Annotated in this window: 20 protein-coding genes and 1 pseudogene; 12 read left to right on the top strand and 9 right to left on the bottom strand. The window is 72.4% G+C overall.

The features are described 5' to 3' along the window. Positions 1 to 2: 2 nt before the first annotated feature. From ACWF79_RS00305 to ACWF79_RS00290, 4 genes are all read left to right on the top strand, one after another. Complete coding sequence (locus ACWF79_RS00305) at positions 3 to 968, top strand: ABC transporter permease (RefSeq protein WP_453725779.1); 966 nt, start codon at positions 3 to 5, stop codon at positions 966 to 968. Beyond that, on the top strand, positions 961 to 1,797 hold the full coding sequence (locus tag ACWF79_RS00300; protein WP_453725778.1) for an ABC transporter permease: 837 nt from the start codon (positions 961 to 963) through the stop codon (positions 1,795 to 1,797). Before ACWF79_RS00305 ends, ACWF79_RS00300 begins: the two co-directional genes overlap by 8 nt. Before the next feature lie 101 nt (positions 1,798 to 1,898). Next, on the top strand, positions 1,899 to 2,798 hold the full coding sequence (locus ACWF79_RS00295; protein ID WP_453726158.1) for an ABC transporter ATP-binding protein: 900 nt from the start codon (positions 1,899 to 1,901) through the stop codon (positions 2,796 to 2,798). After that, a complete protein-coding gene (locus tag ACWF79_RS00290; RefSeq protein ID WP_453725777.1) occupies positions 2,791 to 3,498 on the top strand; it encodes an ABC transporter ATP-binding protein in 708 nt (235 codons plus the stop codon). Before ACWF79_RS00295 ends, ACWF79_RS00290 begins: the two co-directional genes overlap by 8 nt. Here ACWF79_RS00290 and ACWF79_RS00285 read toward each other — a convergent pair. Next, on the bottom strand, positions 3,461 to 5,014 hold the full coding sequence (locus tag ACWF79_RS00285; RefSeq protein ID WP_453725776.1) for an oxidoreductase: 1,554 nt from the start codon (positions 5,012 to 5,014) through the stop codon (positions 3,461 to 3,463). The genes ACWF79_RS00290 and ACWF79_RS00285 overlap by 38 nt on opposite strands. A 215-nt stretch (positions 5,015 to 5,229) precedes the next feature. Here ACWF79_RS00285 and ACWF79_RS00280 point away from each other — a divergent pair. The 3 genes and pseudogenes from ACWF79_RS00280 to ACWF79_RS00270 all read left to right on the top strand — a co-directional run. Beyond that, a pseudogene (locus ACWF79_RS00280) lies at positions 5,230 to 5,391 on the top strand (hypothetical protein); the annotation flags it as partial. 107 nt (positions 5,392 to 5,498) lie between these two features. Further along, on the top strand, positions 5,499 to 5,693 hold the full coding sequence (locus tag ACWF79_RS00275) for a hypothetical protein (RefSeq protein WP_137991798.1): 195 nt from the start codon (positions 5,499 to 5,501) through the stop codon (positions 5,691 to 5,693). A gap of 127 nt (positions 5,694 to 5,820) precedes the next feature. Then, entirely contained in the window at positions 5,821 to 7,404 is a 1,584-nt protein-coding gene (locus ACWF79_RS00270; RefSeq protein ID WP_453725775.1) for a hypothetical protein, read from the top strand. 63 nt (positions 7,405 to 7,467) lie between these two features. Here the strand turns inward: ACWF79_RS00270 and ACWF79_RS00265 are convergent, their stop codons facing one another. Further along, positions 7,468 to 8,268: a VOC family protein gene (locus ACWF79_RS00265; RefSeq protein WP_453725774.1), complete on the bottom strand. Its 801-nt coding sequence runs from the start codon at positions 8,266 to 8,268 to the stop codon at positions 7,468 to 7,470. A 139-nt stretch (positions 8,269 to 8,407) separates the two neighbouring features. Then, positions 8,408 to 9,625, bottom strand: coding sequence for a phosphodiester glycosidase family protein (locus ACWF79_RS00260; protein ID WP_453725773.1), 1,218 nt, complete (start codon positions 9,623 to 9,625; stop codon positions 8,408 to 8,410). A 188-nt stretch (positions 9,626 to 9,813) separates the two neighbouring features. Between ACWF79_RS00260 and ACWF79_RS00255 the strand changes: the two genes are divergently transcribed. Both ACWF79_RS00255 and ACWF79_RS00250 read left to right on the top strand, forming a co-directional pair. After that, positions 9,814 to 10,893: an NAD(P)H-dependent amine dehydrogenase family protein gene (locus ACWF79_RS00255; protein ID WP_453725772.1), complete on the top strand. Its 1,080-nt coding sequence runs from the start codon at positions 9,814 to 9,816 to the stop codon at positions 10,891 to 10,893. After that, positions 10,890 to 11,369, top strand: a complete 480-nt coding sequence (locus ACWF79_RS00250; protein WP_453725771.1) for a carboxymuconolactone decarboxylase family protein — start codon at positions 10,890 to 10,892, stop codon at positions 11,367 to 11,369. The genes ACWF79_RS00255 and ACWF79_RS00250 overlap by 4 nt, the downstream gene beginning before the upstream one ends. A gap of 2 nt (positions 11,370 to 11,371) precedes the next feature. Here ACWF79_RS00250 and ACWF79_RS00245 read toward each other — a convergent pair whose 3' ends face one another. After that, entirely contained in the window at positions 11,372 to 12,949 is a 1,578-nt protein-coding gene (locus ACWF79_RS00245) for a GMC oxidoreductase (protein WP_453725770.1), read from the bottom strand. 162 nt (positions 12,950 to 13,111) lie between these two features. Here ACWF79_RS00245 and ACWF79_RS00240 point away from each other — a divergent pair, with 162 nt between their 5' ends. After that, positions 13,112 to 13,699, top strand: coding sequence for a DUF6197 family protein (locus ACWF79_RS00240; RefSeq protein WP_453725769.1), 588 nt, complete (start codon positions 13,112 to 13,114; stop codon positions 13,697 to 13,699). A 78-nt stretch (positions 13,700 to 13,777) separates the two neighbouring features. On the opposite strand, the gene ACWF79_RS00235 is transcribed toward ACWF79_RS00240, so the two are convergent. Then, a complete protein-coding gene (locus tag ACWF79_RS00235) occupies positions 13,778 to 14,506 on the bottom strand; it encodes a VOC family protein (protein ID WP_453725768.1) in 729 nt (242 codons plus the stop codon). A gap of 258 nt (positions 14,507 to 14,764) precedes the next feature. Here ACWF79_RS00235 and ACWF79_RS00230 point away from each other — a divergent pair, with 258 nt between their 5' ends. Then, the gene (locus ACWF79_RS00230; protein WP_453725767.1) at positions 14,765 to 15,940 is read left to right on the top strand and encodes an aromatic acid exporter family protein; all 1,176 of its coding nucleotides are present in this window, start codon (positions 14,765 to 14,767) and stop codon (positions 15,938 to 15,940) included. A gap of 40 nt (positions 15,941 to 15,980) precedes the next feature. Here the strand turns inward: ACWF79_RS00230 and ACWF79_RS00225 are convergent, their stop codons facing one another. Next, positions 15,981 to 16,172 carry a hypothetical protein gene (locus tag ACWF79_RS00225; RefSeq protein WP_453725766.1) on the bottom strand — a complete coding sequence of 64 codons (192 nt, stop codon included), beginning with the start codon at positions 16,170 to 16,172 and terminating at the stop codon, positions 15,981 to 15,983. Positions 16,173 to 16,353: 181 nt separating this feature from the next. Between ACWF79_RS00225 and ACWF79_RS00220 the strand changes: the two genes are divergently transcribed. Next, on the top strand, positions 16,354 to 16,632 hold the full coding sequence (locus ACWF79_RS00220; RefSeq protein WP_453725765.1) for a hypothetical protein: 279 nt from the start codon (positions 16,354 to 16,356) through the stop codon (positions 16,630 to 16,632). Here the strand turns inward: ACWF79_RS00220 and ACWF79_RS00215 are convergent. From ACWF79_RS00215 to ACWF79_RS00205, 3 genes are read right to left on the bottom strand one after another with little or no spacing between them, the layout of a single operon-like run. After that, positions 16,626 to 18,233 (bottom strand): alpha/beta hydrolase, encoded by a 1,608-nt coding sequence (locus ACWF79_RS00215; RefSeq protein ID WP_453725764.1) that lies wholly within the window; start codon positions 18,231 to 18,233, stop codon positions 16,626 to 16,628. The two genes, ACWF79_RS00220 and ACWF79_RS00215, sit on opposite strands and share 7 nt — an antisense overlap. Before the next feature lie 34 nt (positions 18,234 to 18,267). Then, positions 18,268 to 19,668: a sensor histidine kinase gene (locus ACWF79_RS00210; RefSeq protein ID WP_453725763.1), complete on the bottom strand. Its 1,401-nt coding sequence runs from the start codon at positions 19,666 to 19,668 to the stop codon at positions 18,268 to 18,270. Continuing rightward, positions 19,665 to 20,330, bottom strand: coding sequence for a response regulator transcription factor (locus ACWF79_RS00205; RefSeq protein WP_453726157.1), 666 nt, complete (start codon positions 20,328 to 20,330; stop codon positions 19,665 to 19,667). Before ACWF79_RS00205 ends, ACWF79_RS00210 begins: the two co-directional genes overlap by 4 nt. Between the last annotated feature and the right edge of the window lie 81 nt (positions 20,331 to 20,411).

Genomic DNA, 20,411 nt, shown 5'->3' with positions numbered 1-20,411 from the left:
CCATGGCCCGGATGACGGGACGGCGGGCCCTGTTCGCCGTCCCGGTCCTCCTCGTGGTCACCTTCGCGGTCTTCGCCGTCGCCGAGGCCTCCCCCTTCGACCCCGTCAAGGCCTACGCCGGCACCGCCGGGCTCACCTCCTCCCAGGAGAACCTGGACCAGCTGCGCGCCAACCTCGGCGTCGACCAGCCGCTCACCACCCGCTGGTGGGAGTGGCTCACCTCGGCGCTCCACGGCGACCTCGGCGACTCCAGCGTCATGCGCCAGCCCGTGGTTGACGTCATCGCCGAGCGGATCGGCTGGTCGACGCTGCTCGCCACGACCGCCTTCCTCCTCGCGATCGTGCTCGGCACCGGCCTCGGCGTCCTCGCCGGGCGCCGCCGGGGCGGCCTGCTCGACCGGGCCGTCAGCTCCGCCGCGTACACCCTGGAAGCCGCCCCGGCGTTCTGGCTCGGGCTGCTCGCCATCTGGTTCTTCGCCCTCAAGCTCGGCGCGCTGCCCGCCGGCGGACTCACCGACACCGCCAGCGACACCGTCACCTTCGACCAGGTCGCCGGCCACCTCGTGCTGCCCGCCCTCGTCCTCGGCATCTCCCAGCTGCCCTGGTTCTTCCTCTACGTCCGCCAGGGCGTCGGCGACGCCCTCGAAGAGGACCCCGTACGCGGCGCACGCGCGCGAGGACTGCGGGAACGGACCGTCCTCCTCGGCCACGCCCTGCGCTCCGGCATGCTCCCCATGCTCACCCTCGTCGGCTCCCGCGTCCCCGAACTCATCACCGGGGCGCTGCTCGTCGAGACCGTCTTCAGCTGGCCGGGGATCGCCGCCGCGACCGTCCAGGCCGCCACCTCCGTCGACTTCCCGCTGCTCGCCGCGCTCACCGTGCTCGCGACCGCCGCCGTCCTCCTCGGCAACCTCCTCTCCGACCTGCTGTACGGGCTCGCCGACCCGAGGGTGGGCTTCGATGGCTGAGCTCCGTACCCGGCGACTGCGCCTGTGGTCCTCCGCCGGGATCGTCGGCGCGGTCCTCCTCGCCGTTCTCGTCGTCCCGCCGGTCGTCCAGCTCGACGAACAGGCCGTCGACCTCTCCCTCAAGCTCCTGCCGCCGTCCCTCGAGCACCCCTTCGGCACCGACGACGTCGGCCGCGACCTGCTCCTGCGCTGTGTCTACGGGCTGCGGGTCTCGCTCCTCGTCGGCGTGGTCGCCGCGCTCGTCGCCACCGTCATCGGCACGGCAGTCGGCGCCGCGGCCGCCTCGCTCGGCGGCTGGACCGACCGGGTCGTGATGCGGATCGTGGACGCCTTCTCCTCCGTACCGCACCTGCTGCTCGGCATCTTCATCGTCGCCATGTTCCGGCCGGGCGTCTGGCCGGTCATCGTCTCCGTCGCCCTCACCCACTGGCTGTCGACCGCCCGGATCGTGCGCTCCGAGGTCCTCTCGCTGCGCTCGCGTCCCTTCATCGACGCGGCGATCTCCGGCGGCGCCTCGCGGTGGAGGGTGACCGTGCGCCACCTGCTGCCCGCGGTCCTGCCGCAGGCCGGACTCGCCGCCGTCCTGATGGTGCCGCACGCCATGTGGCACGAGTCCGCGCTCTCCTTCCTCGGCCTCGGACTCCCCAGCCATCAGGCCAGCCTCGGCAACCTGGTCCAGTCCGCGCGCTCCTCGCTGCTCGCCGGCGACTGGTGGCCGACGCTCTTCCCCGGCCTGCTCCTCATCGTGCCGACCCTGGCCATCGCCGGGCTCGCCGGAGCGTGGCGGGACCGGCTCAACCCGCGCCGCCGATCGGAGCTGATGCTGTGACCGCCCCGGACTCGCGCGTGGCGCGTGCCCTCGACGCGCTCACCGCCGAACGCGCGGACGACGCCGTCCTCAGCGTGCGCGGGCTCTCCGTCCGCTTCCGGATGCGCGGAGGACGCCACGTCGCCGCCGTCACCGACGCCGACTTCGACCTGGCGGCGGGGGAGTGCCTCGCCCTCGTCGGCGAGAGCGGCTGCGGCAAGTCGGTCCTCGCCTCCGCGCTCCTCGGCCTCCTGCCGGGCAACGCCGAGACCTCCGGCACGGCCCTCCTCGACGGCGTCGACCTGCTCACCGCCGACGAGGAGACCCTGGCCCGTACGGTACGAGGACGGCGCGTCGGACTCGTACCGCAGAGCCCCGCCGCCCACCTCACCCCCGTGCGGACCGTCCGCGCCCAGCTGGAGGAGACCGTCCGCGAACTGACGGGCACCCCGCGGCGGGAGCGCCGGGCGGCGGCCGAGGCGGCGGCGGAACGGGCCGCGTTCCCCGTCGGACACCTGGACCGCCACCCGCACGAACTCTCCGGCGGCCTCGCCCAGTGCGCCGCGACCGCGCTCGCCCTCATCGGCGACGCCCCGCTCCTGCTCGCCGACGAGCCGACCACCGGCCTCGACCGCGACCTCGTCGAGCGGACCGTCGACGAACTGCGCCGCCACGCCGACGACGGCCGGGCGCTGCTCCTGATCACCCACGACCTGGCGGCGGCGGAACGGATCGCCGACCGCGTGGCGGTCATGTACGCGGGCCGGATCGTCGAGTCGACGCCCGCGCGCCGGTTCTTCGGCGAGCCGGGCCCGAGCCACCCCTACGCCCGGGGCCTCCTGAACGCCCTGCCCGACCGCGCGTTCACCCCGATCCCCGGCATGCCCCCCGAACTGACCGCCCTGCCGCCCGGCTGCGCGTTCGCCCCGCGCTGCCCGCGTGCGACGGACACCTGCGACACCCTGCCGAAGCCGCTGGCGGGCGTGGCCTGCCACCACCCCGAGGGAGGCCCGCGTGCTTGAACTCGACGCCATCACCGCCGGATACGACCGTCGCACGCCGGTCTTCCACGGCGCCTCGCTCACGGTCACCCCCGGCGAGGCGGTGGGCCTGCTGGGGCCAAGCGGCTGCGGAAAGTCCACGCTCGCCCGGGTCGCCGCGCTGCTCCAGCGGCCGGACGCGGGGCGGGTCACGATCGACGGCGAGAGCGTGCGAGGCTGGCGCCACAGGGCGCCTCGCTCCCTGCGGACCGCCGTCGGCGTGGTGTTCCAGCAGCCCCGGATGTCCGCCGACCCGCGCCTGCGGCTGAGCGACCTGATCGTCGAACCGCTGCGCGCCACCGGCCGACGCGCCGAGACCGGGACCCGGCTCGCCGAACTCGCCCCGAGGGTCGGCCTCACTTCCGACCTGCTGGCCCGCCGTCCCCACGAGGTCAGCGACGGCCAGCTCCAACGTGCCTGCCTGGCCCGTGCGTTGGTCCTGCGTCCGCGCTGGCTCATCTGCGACGAGATGACGGCGATGCTCGACGCCTCGACGACGGCCGCCCTGGTGGCCGCCGTCGAGTCCTACCGGGCGGAATCCGGCGCGGGCCTTCTCGCCGTCGGCCACGACCGCGTCCTGCTGACCCGCTGGTGCGACCGCACGGTCGAGTGGTCCGACTGCGTGGACGCCGACAGGCGCGCCGTCAGTTCTTCTGCAGCGTCCGGGTCATCCCCGCGATGAAGGTCGTCGTCAGCACCCAGCCGCAGCCGACCAGCAGATAGGCCAGCCACTGGAGGCTGTCCTGCGTCCAGTACCACGCGCTGCGCTGCCCCAGACCGCCGATGGGGATCAGGAGATCGAGGGTGTAGACGAGCGGCTGGAACGGGCCGCCCTCGCCCGGTTTCATCGGCGACGGGGAACGGGTGTCGAAGGCCAGGGTGCCCAGCAGGGTCAGCACGACGAGCCAGAGGCCCGCCAGCCAGGGGCGGTAGCCGTAGCCCACCGTCACGTCGAGGAGGTGGCCCCAGGCGCGGTTGGCCGGGGGCAGGGTGCGGCGCCGGTGGCGCTGCTTGGCCAGGAGCACCCGACGGGCGTCGTCGTCGTGTCCGATGCTCCGGTACCAGCTCGCCAACTGCTCGTACGGCTGCGGGCTGTAGCCCGAGCTGCGCCGGATCCACTCCACGCGGTCGGCCACGGGCTCGCGCGCCGCGGCCTCCCGCCGTTCGCCCGCCTCGTCCACCTTGATGGAGCCGTAGACGAAACCGTCCAGCTCCACCACGGGCGGCCAGCTCTGCCGGCTGTCGTGGAGGTAGGACACCCGCGCTCCGCGCAGATCCACGCTCCCGGCCGGAGGACGGGCGAGGGTGAAGTCGAAGTCGACGGCCTGCATCAGCATGCCGACCACCGCCGGGCCGTCACCGTCGGGCGCCGCGTTCAGGACGGCCCCCTCGAACGTGAGGCTGTCCGAGACCTGGGCGCCACGCAGACGTACGGTCCCGTTGGCGGTGAATCCTCCGGAGAAGTTGAGAGAGGAGGCCACGGCGTTGTCCACCGCGAGGGCCACCCCGCCCGGGCCGGGGCTTTCCAGGCGCGCTCCGCGCATGAACAGCCCACCAGGCAGCTGCGCTCCCCTCATCCGGATGCCGCCGTGGGCGACGAATCCGTCCCGGAAGAAGACACCGCCTTCCGAGACCATGCCACCGGCGGACACCGCCCACCCGCCGGGCGCGGTGATCTCGGCCCCGCTGAGGAGCACTTCACCGGCCACATGGGCGTGGATGAGCAGGACGACGGTCACCTTGCCGTGGAACTGCGAGACGGGACCGCGGTCCATGACGCACCGGCGGAGGTCGAGGCGTCCTTCGATGCGGGACGACCCGGCGTTCAAGCCCGGTAATCGACTGCCGATGATCGAGATCGTCTGGGTGGAGGCGGCGAAGAGGTCCACACTCTCCTCGAACCAGCACTCCTCGAGCCAGAGGCCATGGCCGATCTGAGCTCCGGACAGGTCGAGGGGTCCGGTGATACGGGCGCCGACCAGTCGCAGAGACGCGACCGCGCCTGTCTGCGTGGTGTTCGCGCCCAGCAGCAGCGCCGCGATCACGGCGGCCCGAACCGTACGGTCGGCGCCCCATCGCCCGCCTGCGCGCACGTGGTCGTCGTCAGGTGTTCCCGTACGCAGGTCCAGGCGGCGCCCCTCCGGGAAGGCGTCCCACAGCGCGCGCTCGGGAGGAGTCAACTCATCGTAGGAAACCATCCGTTCAGGTTAGTGACGTTCGCCGCGCCCGGCTTGTCCTCGTGACACATCGGCGGCGCCGGGTCCGGCGCGCGAACCGTCGGCGGCCGTACGGCGTCGAGTTGAGCAACTCCCGGGCCGGATAAGCATGTTGGTTCGAAGCGCCGACCATACTCGGTCGGGTTCAGCTGCTCATCGACATCAAGGGCGACGGCGTCGCGGCCTACGGCGACCGCACCGCCCGCGCACGCGGCCGGCGGGTCCGCTTCTGGGCCACCCCCGACCTGCCCGGACCCGCCCGTGACGCCCTCTGGAGCGAACTGCGCGCCGCCCGCGTCGACCACATCAACACCGACGACCTCGCCGGGCTCCGGTCCTTCCTGAACCGCCGACCCGGAATCTCACCCGTTCGGCAGGCATGCCGTACGGCCGGACGGCGCTCCCGCTGCGCCACACTGGCCGCCGAACGCCGCGATTCCGGCGCGGCGCAAGGAGGGTGTGGGCGATGGCCGTGTCCGTTTCTGTCGTGCTTCTACTGCTCGTCCTCGCGGTGATCTTCCTCCGCAGTGGCGGCCTCAAGTTCTCCCACGCGCTGGTGTGCGCCCTGCTCGGCTTCTTCCTCGCGGGCACCAGCATGGCGCCGACCATCCAGAACGGGGTCGCCGCCACCGCCAACGTCGTCAGCAGCCTCAAGCCGTAACGTTTCGGGGGAACGTTTCGCGACCATGAAGTGGCCGTGAAACCAGCGGCAGTTCCATGTACATCTCACCTACTCGGGCCTAACGTCGGCCGCCGGCGCGACCGACGTACGCACCCGAGGAGCCGCATTGACCACCCCCACCGTGCGCGACCGCGCGCTCGCCCTGATCGCCGTGTCGACCGCGATCGCCCTCGCGTTCGCCACCCCCACAGCCCTCGCCGACGACATACCGAAGGCTCCGGGCCACCGGCTCGTCGCTCCCTACGAGGGCGCTCCCGCGCCCGCGCGGCCGGTGCCGGGCGAGGCACCCGACCAGCATCCGTACCTCGCGCCCAACGGGCGCAGCGGCATGCACGCCGACGGCGCCGGCAGCGGCACCCACCCCTTCTCGGGTCCGCTCGGGCGCGACCCTCGGGTCTCCAGCGAGAAGATCGCCGCCGTCGGCGGAGAGTGCGCCACGGCCACCTTCGACGCGGGCGGCCGCCTACTCACCGTCTGCGGAACGTTCTCGGGGTTCCTGCTCAAGCTGCTGGACCCGCGCACGCTGGACACGCTCGCCGAGTACCGGCTGCCGCAGCGCTCCTCGACCGTCGAGGCGATCACGCGGCTCGACTTCGCGAAGATCTTCAAGGACACCTCCGGTGGTGCCTACTTCTACCTCGACAACACCGACCGCGTCGTCCTCGCCGACTCCCGCCAGCACGTCCTGCGCATCGCACACCGTCAGAAGGCGGACGGCGCATGGGAGTTCGTGGTCGAGGACGACTGGGACCTCACCCCGCACGTCCCGCACGACTGCGTCAGCTGGACCAACCTCTTCCCGAGCGGCGTCTGCGACCCCGTCACCTCCGTCATGCCGGACTACGACGGCCGCGTCTGGTGGGTGACCCGGCTCGGCCGGGTGGGCACCGTCGACCCCGCCAGCGGCACGCTCCGCTCGATCCGGCTGGACGGCGAGGAGATCCAGAACTCCTTCTCCGTCGCCCGTGACGGCGTCTCCATCGTCTCCGACCACGCCCTCTACAGCTTCCGCGCCGACCCCGACGGCACCCCGCGCATCCAGTGGCGGCAGACCTACGACCGTGGGACCGGCACCAAACCCGGTTCGGTGAACCAGGGTTCGGGCACCACGCCCGACCTCTTCGGTGTCGACGACGCGTATGTCGCGATCACCGACAACGCCGACGACCGGATGAACGTCCTCGTCTACCGGCGCGGCGCCGGTGTCCCCGACGCCGAACGCCTCGTCTGCACGGTGCCGGTCTTCACCTCCGGCGCATCCACCACCGACAACTCCCTGATCAGCTGGGGCAACAGCCTCGTCGTCGAGAACAACTACGGCTACGAGAACCCGACCACGCTCACCTTCGGCCGCAGTGTGGTCGGCGGCGCCACCCGGATCGACGTCCGGCCGGACGGCAGCGGCTGCGACACCGTCTGGGAGAGCGACGTCCGCTCGCCCTCGACCGTCCCCAAGCTCTCCACCGCCAACGGACTGCTCTACTTCTACGAGAAGCAGCCGAACCCCCTCGGCGTCGACGCCTGGTACCTGACGGCCGTCGACTTCCGCACCGGCGAGCGCGCCTGGAGCCGGCTCACCGGCACCGGCCCGGCCTACGACAACAACTGGGCACCGATCACCATCGGCCCCGACGGAACGGCGTACGTCGGCGTCTTCAACGGGATCGTCGCCGTCCGCGACGGTGGCTGAGGGAGCAGCGCGTACGACGGTGCCCGGGACCTTCACGGACCCGGGCACCGTCGTACGTATCGCTCAGACCATGTCGGGAACCTCGCCCTCGGTGGTCGTCATGTCGATCACGGCGAACGCCGCGCCCTGCGGGTCCACGATCGCCGCGAACCGCCCGAAGGGGCTGTCCATCGGCCCGAAGACCTTCTGTCCGCCGAGCTTCACGGCCCGGTCGACCGCCTGGTCGCAGTTGTCGACGGCGAAGTAGACCTGGATGTACGACGGGACCTCGGCCGGGAAGTCCTCCTGCGTCATCTTCATCCGCCCCAGGACCGGCATGTCGCCGCCCAGGTCGAAGACCTTGTAGTCCATGGTGTCGTCGACCATCTTCTTCGCGTTGTAGCCGAAGACCGACGTGAAGAAGTCGTCCGACTTCGCCGTGTCCCGCGTGAAGACCTCGGCCCACGCGAAGGAGCCGTTCTCACCCTCCAGCTCGAAGCCCTCGTGCGAGCCGGGCTGCCAGACGCCGAACATGACGCCGGCCGGGTCCTGCGCCAGGCACATGGTGCCGAAGTCGCCGACGGTCATCGGCTCCATGAGGATCGTGCCGCCGCTGCTCTTGATCTTCTCGGCCGTGGCGGCGGCATCGGGCGAGGAGAAGTACAGACACCAGGCCGACTGCGGCGAGCCGTCCTGGCCCGGCATGGGCGGGACGACGGCCGCGACCGCCTTGCCGTCGCGGTACGCCTGGGTGTAGTTGCCGAATTCCGAGGAGGATTCACCGAAGGTCCAGCCCAGCACATCGCCGTAGAAGGTCTTGGCTCCTTCGACGTCGGTGAACATCGCGTCGGTCCAGACCGGGGTGCCTTCAGGTCGTGCGGCCATGACGGACTCTCTTTTCCGTTCGAGGGTGGTGCGAAGACGGTCTCGATGGGGTTGTCGACTCCCACGCTAACCACGCCTCGCAAGCCGCGCTCGGTGACCGAACGTGACCGCGGTGGGTCGGCGGAGGGGCAGTGGTGGGTCAGGGGTGGGCGAGAATCCCGATGCCGTTCGGCACGGGACGTTCGGCGCCCGCGGCGGGGTGGTTGCGCACGGTGACGGCAGGGGCGTCCTGGTCCCGGGTGACGAGCGTCGAGGAGCCTCCGCCGTCGAGGCTGAAGCCGTCGACCGCGCCCACCTGGTCGAGCACCGCCGCCACCTCGGCGATCGTCAGGCCGGTCCGGAACTCGGGACCGCCGTCCAGCGCCATCAGCAGCAGCCGCCACCCGCCGTCCGCGATGCCCGCCGCCGAGCGGACGGCGGCCGTCCTGCCGTCGAGGCCGGGCAGCGGCTCGCCCGCCCGCAGCACCGGATAGCCGCCCACCGCGAAGACGTAGGGGACACGGGCACCCTCCGCGACCAGCCGGTGGTGCACGCCGACCCGGTCACCCACCTCCAGCTCCCGCAGCCGCCGGGCACCCTCCTCCCGGCCCACCAGGACCGCGGAGCCCTCCGCGATCGGGCCGCGCCCGGGCGCGGCGGCCACGGCGACGACCCGCCCGTCCCGCACCGTCACCTCGTACGTCTCCGTCGTGCATGGCGCGGCCCTCTCGGTGTCCGTGCCGCACGTGGCGCGGACGCGCGAGAGGGCGCCCCAGTCGGAGGTGAACACCCCGACCGCCCCGACCGGCAGCGCGTACTGGTTGAGCCCGCCGAGCGGGATCCGGCCCTCGGGCGTGGACACCGTGCCGTCCAGGGTGAGCCGGCCCAGCCGGGCCCGGCGGTCGACGCCCACGCCGAGGACCTCGCGGGTGTCGGTGCCCGGCGGCAGCGCCGGCCCGAAACGCTGGCCCGTCGGTACGGCCGCCTTGAGGACCCGTCCGCCGGCGATCGCGGGGCCGACCGGGGCGCCGGTCGCCTCGACGCCCGGGTGCTGGGTCTCGGTGATGTTGAAGAAGTCCCCGTTGACGGCGGCGACCGCCCCGCGCGCATCGGCGAGCTCCGACAGCGGGGCGCGCGCGGCGACCGCGCCGGGCGCGAGGAGGTCGACGCCGACCCCTGGCGCGCGCAGATCCACCGAGACCAGGTGGACCCGGGCGGGACCCGCGACTCCGTTCACATCGAAGGTGCGGTAGGCGACGCCCCGGGCGAGCTCCGTCCAGACGGCTTCGGCCGTACCCGGCGTGGCGCCCGCGAGGAGGGCGCACCAGGCCAGCAGGACGGTGCACAGCGCGCGGGCGCGCGAACCCGGAACCGGCACGGTTGCTCCCTGGCGCTCCGTCACTTCTCCGCTGTATCAAAAAGTTGACCAGACGTCAGTGGCTGGGACCGGTCCAGGAGTCGACCAGTCGGGAACGGGCGAGAGAACGGACACCCTCCGGTGCCTCCAGGGAGAAGCCGTCGTTCCCGCCTCTAGAAACTGACGGTCCGTCAGGTTACTCTCCCCGCATGATTCCGACCGTCGTCTGGGGTACCGGAAATGTCGGCCGCGCGGCCATCAGGGCCGTCGACGCCCACCCGGGGCTCGCCCTCGCCGCCGTCCTCGTCCACGACCCCGCCAAGGTCGGCCGTGACGCGGGCCCGCTCGCCGGACTCGACCGCCCCCTCGGGGTGGCGGCGACCGACGACATCGACGCCGTCCTCGCCACCCGCCCCCGGGCGGTGGTGTACGCCGCCTCCGGCGACATCCGGCCCGACGGGGCGCTCGCCGACGTCGTCCGGGCCGTGCGGTGCGGCGCCGTCGTCGTCACGCCCGCGCTGTACCCGCTCTACGACCACCGTGGCGCCCCGCCCGAGTTCCGCGACCCGGTGCTCGCCGCGGTCGCCGAGGGCGGTGGCTCGCTCTTCGTCTCCGGCGTCGACCCCGGCTGGGGCAACGACGTGCTGCCCCTGCTGGTCAGCGGCCTCGGCTCCACCGTCGACGTCGTCCGCTGCCAGGAGATCTTCGACTACTCCACGTACGAGCAGGAGGAGTCGGTCCGCCATCTCATCGGCATGGGGCACCCCATGGAGTACGAACCGCTGATGCTCGCCCCCTCCATACCCACCATGGTGTGGGGCGGCCAGATCCGGCTGATGGCCCGGGCCCTCGGCGTCGAACTCGACGAGATCCGCGAGACCATGGCGCGGCGCCCCCTCGACACCACCGTGACCACCCGCACGATGGGCGTCTTCGAGGCCGGCACCCAGGGCGCCGTACGGTTCGAGGTCCAGGGCATCGTCGGCGGTGAACCCCGGATCGTCATCGAACACGTCACCCGCATCCACCCCTCCTGCGTCCCGGACTGGCCCACCCCGCCCGACGGCGTGGGCGCCCACCGCGTGGTCATCGAGGGCCGCCCGCGCATCGAGGTCACGGTCGAGGCCACCGACGAGGGCGAGAACCGCTCCGCGGGCGGGAACGCCACGGCCGTCGGCCGGCTCGTGAACGCCGTCGACTGGCTCGTGGACGCGAAGCCCGGCCTCTACGACGCGCTCGACGTCCCGCTGCGCCCCGCAGTGGGCAGACTGGGAAGGAAGCGACCATGAGGATCGACGTCCCCGAGGGCAGCCACCCGATCGAGTACGTATGGGGCGAGATCGTCCCCGAGATCGGGAAGGCAGCGGCGAACTTCTCCCTCTCCGTCTACGCCCACACCACCCTGGGCCTGCGGGAGTTCGAGGCCGCGCGGCTACGGATCGCGCAGGTCAACGGCTGCCTGTTCTGCCTCGACTGGCGCACCGACCGCGACGGGGAGAAGGTCGAGGAGTCGTTCGCCGACGCCGTCACCCAGTGGCGCACCACCGATGCCTTCGACGACCGTACGCGGCTGGCCGCGGAGTACGCCGAGCGGTACGCCCTGGATCATCACGGTCTCGACGAGGACTTCTGGGCTCGTATGACCGCGCACTACAGCCAGCCCGAGATCGTGGAGCTGACGATGAGCATCGGATCGTGGTTGTCGTTCGGGCGGCTCAACCGGGTGCTCGGCCTCGACGCCGCGTGTGTGCTGCCCACCCAGTGACCTCAGAGGTCGGTGGCGATGATCTTCTCGATGTTGCGTTCGGCGAGCGCGGTGATGGTGACGAACGGGTTGACGCTGGCGTTGCCCGGAATCAGCGCGCCGTCGATCACGTAGAGGCCCGGGTGCCCGTGCAGGCGGCCGTAGTTGTCGGTCGCCCGGCCCAGCACCGCGCCGCCGAGCGGGTGGTACGTGAGGTGGTCGCCCCAGATCTTGTACGCGCCGAACAGGTCGGTGCGGTAGATCGTCCCCTCCTTCGCGTTGATCTTGTCGAAGATGGTCTTGGCGGCGTCGATCGACGGCTGCTTCCAGGCCGTCTGCCAGTTGAGCTCGACCCGGCCGGTCGTGGGGTTCCAGGAGAACTCGGCGCGGTGCGGGTTCTTGGTGATGGAGAGGTAGAACGAGGCGTACGTCTCGATGCCGGTGGGCAGCGGCGCCACCTCGGCGAACGCGCCGCCCGCGGCCCAGTTGTCGATGCCGGCGGTGGGCATGGACGACTGCAGCTTGCCGGTGGCGTCCCACATGTGGTTGGCGCGGCCGCACATGACGTTGCCGTTGTCGCCCCAGCCCTTGCCGATCTCGCCGTTGAGGCCGGGCAGCGCGCCGGTGGCTCTCAGCTTGGTCAGCAGCTTGCTGGTGCCGACGCTGCCGGCCGCGAAGAAGACCCGGTCCGCGAGGACGGACTCGGTGGACGTGATGTTCCCGGCGGTGTCCAGCCGGTCGATGGCGACCGTGTAGCCGCCGCCGGACGCGGGGGACACGGATGTGACCCGGTGCAGCGGTGAGACGGTGACCCGCCCGGTCGCCCGGGCCTGCGCGAGATAGGTCTTCTGGAGCGTCTTCTTGCCGTGGTTGTTGCCGTACAGGACCTCGCCGGCCAGCGCCGACGTGGGGACGGTGCCGGCGGCCTCCTGCTTCATGTACTCCCAGTCGTAGACGTTGGGCACGAAGACGAAGGGGAAGCCGGAGCGCTGCGCGTGCTTACGGCCGACCCGTGCGTACTGGTAGCAGGCCGTGCTCTCCCACCAGGCCGGGTCGACCTGGCTGACGCCGAGCCCCGCGTTCGCGCGCGGGTAGTAGACGTCGTACATCTCGGCGGCGTTCACGGTCGGGAGGATCGCGCCGAAGTTCTCCCGGCGCGGAGTGACCGCCATGCCGCCGTTGACCAGCGAGCCGCCGCCGACGCCCCGGCCCTGGTAGACGGTGATGCCGCCGAACTCCTCGGCGTCGAGGATCCCGGTGTGGCGGGGGACGTCCTTGTCGAGCGGGAAGCCCAGGAACTGGCTGAGTGGCTGCTTGGTGCGGGTGCGCAGCCAGAAGGACCGGTGGTCCGGTGTGGTCGTGTTGGCGAAGATCTTTCCGTCGGGGCCGGGGGTGTCCCAGGCCATGCCCATCTCGACCATGCGTACGTCGACGCCCGCCTGGGCCAGCCGCAGGGCGGCGACGGAGCCGCCGTAGCCGGTGCCGATGACCAGGGCGGGGATTCGGGACTGGGTGGCTGAGGCGTAGGCGTGTGTGGGGAGTGCCAGGGTGCCGAGAATAGAACCTGTTCCCGTGATGAATCCACGGCGTGTAACAGCCATGAGAGGCCCTCACTGTCGGGGGAATGGGAACGAGTTCTACTGCTGGCCGCATGGGAAGTCACGGCATACCAATTGGTAACTTTTGGCTGGATCGCTCAAGAATGTTCGGTACAAAGCCGACATTCTGATGAGTCATCGATCCCTGCCGAGTCCGGAGCGCGCATGTCCCTGCCGACCCTCGCCCCCGACGACCTCGACCGCGCGGCCGTCGAACTCCACGACACCGCCGTATGGCAGGAAATCGTCCGCCGCTGGGACGAGCCGGCCGCCGGCGAAGGTGACTGGCGGCGGCTGCTCTCCGTCCCCGTCGACCAACTCGTCGCCACCGCCCTCGCCGGCCTCGCCCCGCCGCCGCCCGCCGAGCGGCCGCTCCCCGGCCGGCTGGGCGCGATCCTGCCCGACCGGCTGCACGCCTGGCGCCGTCTCGGCCAGCCCGACGTACGCCCCTCCACCCACCTCGCCCATGCCCGGCGCGTCCTCGTCGAGTGGGGCTGGCAGAACAAGCCGTACAAGCTCCGCGACGCGCGCGGGGCCCGCTGCCTCTGCGGCGCCCTGCTCACCGCGCACCGCCTCGGCCACGGCAGCGCCGACACCATGAACCGCTCCGCCGCCTGGTTGGTCACCGAACTGCGCGCCCAGGGATGGACCGGTCTCATCGGCCCCTGGAACCGCGCCCCGGGCCGTACCGCCGACCAGGCGCTCGCCCTCGTCGACGCGACGATCCGACGCGCGGCACACGCGGGGGAGTGACGGCGGAGAGGTGACGGCGGGGGAGCGACGGCAGAAGAGGAGCCGGCCGGGCGCCGCAACCGCCGAAGCCCGCCGCCGTCACTCCGTGCTGTCGGCCACCGTGAAGAGTCCGCCGTCGGGATCGCGCAGCGCCACACTCCGGCCGTTGCCCGACGGCTGGACCGGCGAGGCGGTCGTACCGCCCAGCCGGACGGCCGCCGCGACCGCGTCGTCGATGTCGGGGACCCGGAAGTGCACGTGCCAGCGGGGCCTGACCTGCGGGTCGGGGGCGTCCTCCACCGCGCCCCCGTGCAGCCGCGCCACCGTGGAGCCGCCATGGCTCAGGACGACATGGTCGTCCTCGTAACTGACCTGGCAGGCGTTCGGCCGCTCACCGGCCCAGTCCAGCACCTCGGCGTAGAAGATCGCCGCGTCGAAGGCGTTCCTGGTCCGCAGCTCCAGCCAGGCCGGGGCGCCGCCCTTGCCGACGCTCCAGTCGGGGATGACCTCGCCCTCCCAGATGCCGAAGACGGCCCCCTCGCGGTCCGAGGCGAGCGCCGCGCGCCCCGTCCCGAACCGCAGCGGCCCCACGGCCACCGTGGCGCTGCGCTCGCGGATACGGGACGCCGTCAGGTCGGCGTCGTCGACGGCGAAGTACGGGGTCCAGGCGACGGCCACCGCGAGACGCGGCGCCAGCGCGCCGATCCCGGCGACCGGGGCGCCCTCGCTCAAGGCGACGGAGAACTCCTCACCCAGTCGGGTGGGCCGGAACTCCCAGCCGAAGACGCCCCCGTAGAAGGTCTCGGCGGCGCCGAGGTCGCGGGCCATGAGACTGACCCAACAGGGGGCGCCGGACACCGCATGGCTCGAGGTCGACACAACCTTCATTCCATCCGTCGTGGACGCGTGATCGCTCTCATCCCACCGTACCCCCGGCGAGATCGCCATTCCGGCACGCCCGTCCCCGCACATGACCGCCGTACGCCGTACGTACGGCATGCGAAGAGCCCACCTGGGCATGCGAAGACCTCGCCTGTACGAAAACCTGACCGGGTGAGGGACGTGCGCGCTGCGCTACGACGAGCCGTGACCGACTTGTGGGCCCGGCGCCGGGAACCGGCGGTCGTCCAGACCGTCCGGTCGACGGCCGCGGCCACGATCTCCTATGTCGTCGCGCTCTGGCTGAGCTCCGAGCCCGCCCCGCTGACCGCCCCGCTCACCGCGCTGCTGGTCGTGCAGGTCACGCTCTACTCCACGCTCACCACCGGCATCCGACGGGTCAACTCGGTGGTCGTCGGCGTCATCATCGCGATCGCCTTCAGCGCCCTGGTCGGCCTCACCTGGTGGAGCCTCGGGCTGATCATCCTGGCCTCGCTGGTGGTGGGCCGCTTCGTACGCGTCGACGAGTTCGTCCCCGAGGTCGCCATCAGCGCGATGCTCGTCCTCGGTGTCACCCAGGCCACCAGCGCGGCCTGGGACCGGGTCCTCGAAACCCTCATCGGCGCGGTGGTGGGCCTGCTGTTCAACACCGTGCTCGTGCCACCGGTCTGGGTCGGCACGGCGGGGGAGTCGATCGAGGGCCTGGCGCGGCGGATGCGCCTGCTCATGCTGGGGATGGGCGAGGGACTCACCACCCCCATGCCCGTCGGCCGGGCCGCCGCCCGTCTGCACGAGGCCCGCCGTCTCGACAACGACGTGGCCGACGTCGACGCGGCGCTGCGCCAGGCCGAGGACAGCCTCCGGTTCAACCCCCGGGTCAAGGAAGGGGTCTTGCACCGGATCGTCCTCCGCACCGGCCTCGACACCCTGGAGATCTGCGCCGTCGTCCTGCGCGTCCTGGCGAGGACCCTGACCGACCTCGCGAAGGAGCGCGCGGAGACCGACCTCTTCCCGAAGGACGTCGCGTTGGCGCTCGAAGACCTCCTGGCCCGGGTCGCCGACACCCTCGTGAGCTTCGCCGTCCTCGTCTCCACGCACGTCAGCGCCGACGCCGACGCCGCCGAGGAGCGGCTCGCCGGCGAACTCCGCGCGGCCCGCGCGGTCCGCGACCACGCGGCGGAGCTGCTGCTCGACGTCGTCCAGCGCGACCCCCGCCAGTGGCAGCTGTACGGAGCGCTGCTCGCCGAGATCGACCGGATCCTCGACGAACTGGACCTCGAACACCGCGGGCGCCGACTGATGGAAGAACTCGACCGCCACTCGCGAGAACGCGCCGAGCGGCGGCCGAGGCTGTCGGCGTTCTACGACCGACTGGGGGTCTGAGGGGGGGGTGGTGCTTCGGGCACATCGGAAATTCCGGCAGTCACCGCCGGTCGTTCATCAGCTCCTGGAAAGAACTCATACAAGGGGTGCAGTGACGGTCGGTCCTTTCGCGCTCCTCGAGCGGCTCCTCGTGGAGCGACTGCCCGCAGAGGGCGATCGCCTTGCCGATGGCGGCCACGTGCCAGACGAAGACCCCGTCCCGGGGCGCTATGCCGACGTGCATTTCGTACATTGGTCGTCTCCATGCTCGGCGGACGCTTGCTCTTCCAGTGCACCCGACCGAGGGCGGGTTGCACGCCCGGAGGGCGGCTGTTCGGGTGATGACGCCCGTGAGCACTGGAGGCCGCCGGAGTGCCGGATGCGTACGCTGGAGCGAGGGGCGGCGTGACGGCGACCTGGTCGGAGGCGACCCCATGAGACGACGCCACCATTTCCACATCGACCACGCGGGGCACTCGGTCAGCGTCACCGTGCAGACCGGCCACAGGGCCGTGGTGGAGGTCCTTGTCGACGGCAAGGAGACGGGGTACGCGACGACCGCCGCCGACCGCCCGGTGACCGTGCACATCGAACTGCCGACCGATCCGCCGACCCCGGCGACGGTCCGGGCCGCCGCCGGACCGGGCATCCCCCGCTGCGTCCTCGAGGTGCCGGGCGCCGAGCCCCAGGTCATGTCGCCTCGGCTCTACTGACAGGTCGCCCCGGCGCGGACCGGCTTCAGCGAGACGAGGTAGGCGTCGACCGCGTCCGTCACACACGCGCCGCCCCGGCCGTACGCCGTGTGGCCCACGCCCTCGTACGTCAGCAGCATCCCGCCGGGCAGCTGCGCGGCGAGGCTCTCGGACTCCTCGTACGGCGTCGCCGGGGCGCCCGTGGTGCCGACCACGAGGACCGGCGGCACGCCCTCGGCGCGGACGCGGTGCGGCTGCCCCGCAGCCGCCGGCAGGTCCTTGCACGTCATGGCGTCGAGGACGCTCGTGGTGCCGTACGGGCCCGCCGCCCTGTCGGCCGGCGCGAGGGCGTCCCAGTACGGCTGGGCGACGCGGGGGTGCGGGGTGTCGGCGCAGTTCACGGCGAGGAGCGCGGCGTCCTCGTTGTCGGCGGGCACGGCCTCCTCGGCAGGCGTCGGGCTTCCGGCCTCCTCCTCGCCCTCCGGCTCGGGGGTCTCCTCACCGTCCGCCAGCGCGGCGAGCTTCGTACCGTCGCCGGCGTCGGCGGCGGTCAGCGCCTGCGACAGCTCCTTCCACTGGGCCTCGGGCGTGTACATGGCCATCGACAGCGCGTCGAGCAGGGTCCGCTCGTCGGCCCCGGCCTCGGACCCGTCCACCGGGAGCGGAGCGCGGCCCGTCCGGGCGAAGAGCCTGTCGACGACCGCGCGTATCGCGTCCGGCGTCGCTCCCGGGCAGACATCGGCCCCGGCGACGTCGGCGCAGTACGTGGCGTAGTCGTCCACGGCCCGGCGGAAACCGACGGCCTGGCTCTGCGCGCGGGCGCGCCAGTCGAGCGACGGGTCGATCGCCCCGTCGAGGACCAACGCGCGGACCCGGCGCGGGAACTGCTCGGCGTAGGAGGTGCCGAGGCTCGTCCCGTACGACCAGCCGAGATACGTGAGCCGGGACTCGCCGAGCGCCGCCCGGAGCACGTCCATGTCGCGTGCCGCGTCGCGCGTCCCGACGTGCCGCAGGATGTCCCCGCTCCGCGCGACGCACTCCGCCGCGGCGGCCTTGGCGAGGGCGAGGGCGCCTTCCCGGTCGGCGTCGGTACGGGGGTTGAGCGGATGCTCGTTGCGAGGGGCGCCGGCTCCCTCCCCCTCCTTCTCGTCCCTGCCGTCGTCACAGGTCAAGGCAGGCGTACTGGCTCCCACGCCTCGCGGGTCGAAGGAGACGAGGTCGAAGCGCTCTCGGACCTTGGCGCCGAAGGAGTCGACGGCTCCGTCCTTGAGGTGGTCCACGCCGGAGCCGCCGGGACCACCGGGGTTGAACACGAGCGAGCCCATCCGGTGCGCCGGGTCGGCGGTGACCGCCTTCGCGACCGCCAGCTCGAAGGTCCGCCCGTTCCCGGGATCGGCGTAGTCCATCGGAACGGTCAGCCGCGCACACCGGAACTCGCCGCAGCCGGTCCACTTCAGCTTCTGCGTGTAGACCGCCCTCAACTCCTCCCGCACGGCCGGATCGACGTCCCGGCCGCGCCCGTCGGCCTCGGGGGCCGACGCCGTGCACGCGGAGAGGGCGGTGACACCGAGAACGGCGACGGCCAGAACGAGGGCGGGACGAGAACGAACGGCGCGCTTCACGGGAGTACTCCTGGGGTCCTGGGTGCGGTACACCTCAGCTTCCCGGGACGATGCTGAGTTTTTCCTGAGGAGCCCCCGCGGGCAGGCGCAGGACGAACCGCGCCCCGCCGCGCTCGCCCGGTCCTTTGCCTCCGCCGGCCGTGTCGAGGACCCCGCTGGTGGCCGTGAGGCTGCCGTGGTGGGCGTGGGCGACCCAGGAGGCGATGGAGAGGCCCAGGCCCGTCGAGGCCGCGCCGCTGCGGAAGCGTTCGAACAGCGCGTCCGCCACGCCCGGCGGGAGGCCCGGGCCGGCGTCCCGCACCGTCACGGTCGCCTCCCGGCCCGCCCGGGCGACCTCGATGTGCACGTCGGCCGGTTCGCCCGGTGCGTGGCCGTGCGTGAGGGCGTTGACGAGCAGGTTCGCGACCGCCCGGCGTACGAGATCGGGGTCGGCCTCCACGACCGTCGCCTCGGTCCGTACGGTCACCCGGTGACCCTCGGCAGGGGTGTCCTCGACCACCGCCTCCACCAACTGGTCGAGCCGCAGCGGCTCCCGCGCCAGAGTCTGTACGCCCGTCATCAGGCGGGCCCGCGTGAGCAACCCGTCCACCAACCCGCCCATGGTGTCCGCGAGCCGCATCGTCCGGCGGAGCACCTCCGTGCTGTCCGTGTCGCCGCGCAGGGCGGTCTCCGCGAGCATCCGCAGGGAGGCGACCGGGGTCCGCAGATCGTGGGCCGCGTCGGCGAGGAAGGCCTCCTGCTGCCCCAGTGCCGTCAGCGCCGGGCGGATCGCCCGCCCCGACAGCACATGACCGACCGCCGCCGACAGCACCACCAGGACCGCGCAGCCGGCCGCCAGCAGCCAGGTCGTCCGCCGGTGGTCGGCCAGCGCCTCGGTGGTCTCGTAGAGGGTGACGACCGCGCCGTCCCGGCCCTCCTCGCCCTCGGCGTCGGGCGCGAAGAACGGCTCCGCGAACAGCCGGACCCGCCGCCCGTCCACCGCCCGCCCGTCGACGGCGACGGCCTCCTCACGGCGCAGGGCGGTCCTTGCCACGGCCCGGACGTCGTCGGGGCGCCCGACGAGACAGGGCCGCTCACCGGCGAAGTCCACGACCGGGCCGGAGGACCCGTCCCTGGGGACGGAGAGCACCGTCAGCTGCGGGCAGCCGGTGTCCATGGTCCCGACGAGGTCGGTGGTGTCGAGGCGGTCGTCCGCGTCGTACGTGAGCAGGCTGATCGCCTGGGTGGTGTCGAGGTTCATCGCCTGGTCGAGCTGCTCGCGCCACCGCGTGTCGTCGCTGCGCACGGCGAGGACGGCCATCGTGACCAGCCCGACGGCGCTGGTGAGCGCGAACAGCGCGGTGATCCGCCGGCGCAGCCGCCGGACCCGCCCGGTGGGCGTCAGCGCCCGCCGCCCCGATCCGCCCGCCCGACCCCCGCCCGGCCGCCCGCTCACTCGCGCCCCGGTGGGGCCAGTCGGTAGCCGGTGCCTCGTACGGTGCGGATCAGCGGTGGGTCTCCGAGCTTGCGGCGAAGTTGGGAGACCAGGACCTCCAGGACGTTCGAGCGCGGCTCCGCCATCTCGTCCCAGCAGCTCTCGATCAGCTCGGTCCGTGACACCGCCTGGTCGGCGCGGGCCGCCAGGACCTCCAGGACCGCGAACTCCCGCCCGGTCAGGGTCAACAGGACTCCCGCGCGGCGGACCTGGCGGCGCGCCGTGTCGATCTCCAGGTCGGCGACGTGGTGGACCGGCGGCCGGACGACGGCAGCCTGGCGGCACAGGCTGCCCACCCGGGCGACGAGTTCGGGCACCGCGAACGGCTTGACGAGGTAGTCGTCGCCGCCGCTCGCGAAGCCGCCGACCCGGTCGGCGACGGTGTCCCGGGCCGTGAGGAAGAGCACCGGCACGGCGCCGCCCCGGCGGCGCAGCTCCGCGACGTACCCGGCCGCGTCCCCGGAGGGCAGCATCCGGTCGAGGACGGCGCAGTCGTAGGGCGTGACGAAGAGCGCCTCGTCCGCCTGCGGAAGGTCCGCGATCTCGTCGACCGCGAACCCGGCGGCGCGCAGCGCGGCGGCCACCCCGAAACGCAGATCCTCGTCGTCCTCGACCAGCAGCACCCGCACGGCGCCCACCCTAACGAACCGTCCCAACCACGTCGAAACCCTCCCCGACCGGCACACCGCCAGGTCAACACTGTG

It is taken from the genome of Streptomyces sp. NPDC054975, assembly GCF_053609105.1.
This window is presented reverse-complemented; position numbering and strand designations above follow the sequence as displayed.

Excerpts from the sequence above, each read along its gene's own strand:
- ACWF79_RS00305 (WP_453725779.1), top strand. The coding sequence starts at position 3 with ATGGCCCGGATGACGGGACGGCGGGCCCTGTTCGCCGTCCCGGTCCTC.
- ACWF79_RS00300 (WP_453725778.1), top strand. The coding sequence starts at position 961 with ATGGCTGAGCTCCGTACCCGGCGACTGCGCCTGTGGTCCTCCGCCGGG.
- ACWF79_RS00295 (WP_453726158.1), top strand. The coding sequence starts at position 1,899 with ATGCGCGGAGGACGCCACGTCGCCGCCGTCACCGACGCCGACTTCGAC.
- ACWF79_RS00285 (WP_453725776.1), bottom strand. The coding sequence starts at position 5,014 with ATGGTTTCCTACGATGAGTTGACTCCTCCCGAGCGCGCGCTGTGGGAC.
- ACWF79_RS00275 (WP_137991798.1), top strand. The coding sequence starts at position 5,499 with ATGGCCGTGTCCGTTTCTGTCGTGCTTCTACTGCTCGTCCTCGCGGTG.
- ACWF79_RS00265 (WP_453725774.1), bottom strand. The coding sequence starts at position 8,268 with ATGGCCGCACGACCTGAAGGCACCCCGGTCTGGACCGACGCGATGTTC.
- ACWF79_RS00255 (WP_453725772.1), top strand. The coding sequence starts at position 9,814 with ATGATTCCGACCGTCGTCTGGGGTACCGGAAATGTCGGCCGCGCGGCC.
- ACWF79_RS00250 (WP_453725771.1), top strand. The coding sequence starts at position 10,890 with ATGAGGATCGACGTCCCCGAGGGCAGCCACCCGATCGAGTACGTATGG.
- ACWF79_RS00245 (WP_453725770.1), bottom strand. The coding sequence starts at position 12,949 with ATGGCTGTTACACGCCGTGGATTCATCACGGGAACAGGTTCTATTCTC.
- ACWF79_RS00240 (WP_453725769.1), top strand. The coding sequence starts at position 13,112 with ATGTCCCTGCCGACCCTCGCCCCCGACGACCTCGACCGCGCGGCCGTC.
- ACWF79_RS00235 (WP_453725768.1), bottom strand. The coding sequence starts at position 14,506 with ATGGCCCGCGACCTCGGCGCCGCCGAGACCTTCTACGGGGGCGTCTTC.
- ACWF79_RS00225 (WP_453725766.1), bottom strand. The coding sequence starts at position 16,172 with ATGTACGAAATGCACGTCGGCATAGCGCCCCGGGACGGGGTCTTCGTC.
- ACWF79_RS00220 (WP_453725765.1), top strand. The coding sequence starts at position 16,354 with ATGAGACGACGCCACCATTTCCACATCGACCACGCGGGGCACTCGGTC.